The following is a 3,562-nucleotide window of genomic DNA, read 5'->3' as shown; positions in this document are numbered from 1 at the left end:
GAAATCTTAGCTCCTAAATTTTACAACAAATACAAAGATTTAGAAGTTGAGATTGATGATAAGGGCAATGTGCTTAGGTGGATAGGAGAGATTAATAGAGAGACAAAAAATATTAGCAAATAAAAAATGATATAATAATGCTTTATATAAGGAATCTTTTATGTTTATAAGTTCTAAAACAGAGTTAATTCAAACTATTAAAAATTTAACAATCAACAATAAAGAAGTTAAACAGATTGATTTTGTTTATCCTAATTTTTCTATTTTACACGCTATATTAAAAAATATTGATTTTCATCAAAGAAAAATGCTATCTAAAAATCAAATATTGACTATGGAAATACTAGAAATTTTAAAACAAACTTGTGATAATCACAATAATATAGAAATAAATATCCATACCCTTAATGAGCTTGATGCTGGACAAAATGTAAATTTAAAAGATTTATCAAGCAGTGAAATTTGCACTAAAGTTTATTTAGAAGACTTAGAAGAAGAAATTCAAGACAAGAAACAAGGTAAAGATTTTAATCTTTTTTATCATACAGATAAAAATAATCTTTGTATCGAATTTATCAATACTTTAAAAGAACTAGCTAAAGATTCTGAAGATATAACAACCTTAGACGAGTTAATCGAAAACATTGATCCTGATGATATAAGCAGTGATAAATTTGATGATTTTAAGAAAAAAGTTTTAGAAATGATTGGAAATGTCATAGAATCGGATTTTTTCAAAAATAGCATAAGTCCCACTTTAAAAAATACTTATGAAAAATTTATCAATGAGTTGTTAGAATACATTAAAAAACTTGCCGAAGAAAAAGAATATGAAAAAATTAAAATCATACTAAGTGCTATAGCGGGTGTTGCAATAGTCACAGTGGTAGCTGTTCTTACAGGTGGGACAGGATTAGCTATTTTGGCTGCTGGTTTATTTTCTTTAATGGGTTCTGCAAGCGAGTATTATGAATTTGCTCAAAGAGATTATGGCACACTTTTAACGACTTTAGCCGCATTTTTAGCCACTAGATGTGCTATGTTTATTCATTATATTAATTCTCGCTTGTTATCTTGTGTTTTAATTATTAATAAAAAAGAAATTATTGATTTAAGTGGTTTTGGATTATATCTTGGAAGTGATGAAAGCAATATCGCTTCGAATTTGGCTTATAAAATCACTTTAAGCGAAGAAATAAAAAGCATTGAAAATATTTTTAGTGAAATCTTTTTAAACCCAGAACAAAAAGACAAGGGATATAAAAATACACCCAATGATTCAAAATCGAGCAATTTACCCGCTTTCATTTCAACGCAAAAATTATCTAATTTGTATTTAAAAAACAATGCTATTTTAAAGAATTTGCAAGAAGATATTAAACAATTTATTTATTTTTCCTATATAGAAAGTCCAAATTTTAACTCAAGTAAACTAGCTGAATTTTTCGCACAAAAAAATCAAAATGCACAAATAGATTTAAATACAACTAAAATGAGTAAAAATTATTTGATTATTTCAAATATCCCCAATAAATACAATGCAGGACTTAGTGAAAGTTTAACTCAAGAAATCGCCAACTATAATATACAAGATAAATACAGAAGAATTAAAAAAAATATTGATACTTCAAAAAAAACTTATGACAGCACAAGAGATTATAGCGAATATAGCATAGAAATGCCACAAGATGAAAATGAACCTTATATTTTACAATTAAGCCCTTTTGTGAAAATATCCAAAGAAGCTTATGAGAATAGTAAAAAAGCTTATGAAGATATGCAAAAGGTTTATAAATATTTAACAAATTTTGTTGCTACACCGCAGAAGCTACCAGAATTCGCAAAAACAGCTAAAGAAAAATTAGCAATATCAGAAAATGAGCCAATGATAGAAATAGTAAAAAAGACGGAAAATTTACGACATTGCGAACGAATAAACATTTTAGCTTATATTGACTACAATAAAAAAATAAATGATAAAAAATGGCTTCCTTATTTTTATATCAAAAAATTCTTTAAACAAAACGAAGCCAAAGAATCCATCATAGAAAAAGAAAAGAAGATAGCTCATCAATATTTAACTTTTTTGAAAAAAGAGTTTTTTGAAAAATCGGATAAATCTTCATTTGGGAACTATTCTTTAATGGAATGTTTATTTATTTCATTTGTCTTGTATCAAGCTAAGCTTATTTTTCCAAATATCAATTTGGATTTGAAAAAATATGGAGGCAGTAATTTTGTATATATAAAATACTTAGAGGAAACTTATGTTTTATGGACAGATGAATGTCCAATATATGTAAATAATGAGCCAACAAATATTACAGCATATGAAGTTGTATCGCAATTATTAAAAATACTTGACAAAAAAGATTATTCTTTTGTGGAAAATGATAGTTTGATAACTATAGATGATTTTTTTAATGAATTATCAAAAGATTTAGATACAACAAATACATTAGATAAAAAAATAATCAAATTAAAGCAAATGTATCATTTAGATGAACAAAAATGCATTAAAGAATTTATGAATTTAGACGAAGAAACGCAACGAGCTTTTGTTGCATGGATGGATATAGAGAAACAAATATCAGATTTATCAAAGCTTTTGGAACAGATGTATGGAAAAGAATATTTAAATAAGGCAAAAGAACAAAAAACAAGTGAAATATTTACTTATGCGATGTTAAAAATTTTATTAAGTGCTAGTCCTTTTATCAGCTTTACAGCTCAAATGTTGTGGGATTTTAATTTTTTAAAAACAATAGAATATGTTATTCAAGCTTGTATTAAAATAAACAAAGAAGGATTTAAAGAATTTTTTAAAGAACAGCTTGGTATTTTTGCACCTCCAAAAAAGAATAGTATATATCATATACACATAAAATCTAATTTAATAATAAAAGCACGCTTGCAGCAAATAGAAAAAGAATTAATTCATACTAAAATCCAAATGATTTTAGCACAAGAGATAAAATCCAATTTAATAATACAAAAAAATACATCCGGTTTAAATCTATTTATCACAAAGATAAAAGAATACTTTAATGAAAAACAAATTAAGATTTATTGGAGTGATAAATATATGAAACAATTATTTATATACTCTAATCAAGAAAGCAATATATCTAAAATTGCTCTTATGCATAGCATGGATATACAAACTCAAAAATATACTATTTATACTTATGCTAAGCTAAATAAACTTGACCTTGCTTCTATTGTGACTGGAGAATTTGTGGGTATTTTTTTAAATTATCTCTTTCCAACAAATTTTAAAGCCCTACAAGAACAATATGAAAGCATTGTTTATCAGCTTTACACCTTTAAAGATGATTCTCCTTTAGCGGTTATAAGAGATCATTTTGTAACTTATCCTTTTGCAATCAATTCGAAATTCATTAGCTTTGATTTAAAGAAAATTTTTTATGGCATAGATCTTTGCACAGGAGTTTTTGACACTCATTTTTCCTTTCATTATGAAATAGATCAAAAGCTTGAAGAAAATAAAGAATTTCTTTTAAAAAGACTTTTGTCTTATTTGATTATTGATGAGAAAAGA

General features: G+C 25.7%; 1 protein-coding gene. It reads left to right on the top strand.

Annotation, left to right across the window (positions count from 1 at the left end):
• Positions 1 to 160: 160 nt before the first annotated feature.
• Positions 161 to 3,562: hypothetical protein (locus AJ936_RS05405; RefSeq protein ID WP_070274154.1), on the top strand; the 3,402-nt coding region annotated here is incomplete at its 3' end.

The sequence above is a fragment of the Campylobacter sp. BCW_6877 genome (assembly GCF_001762445.1).
Lineage (GTDB): Bacteria > Campylobacterota > Campylobacteria > Campylobacterales > Campylobacteraceae > Campylobacter_D > Campylobacter_D jejuni.
Note: the sequence above shows the minus strand (reverse complement) of the source record. Positions and strands in the feature narration are given on the sequence as shown.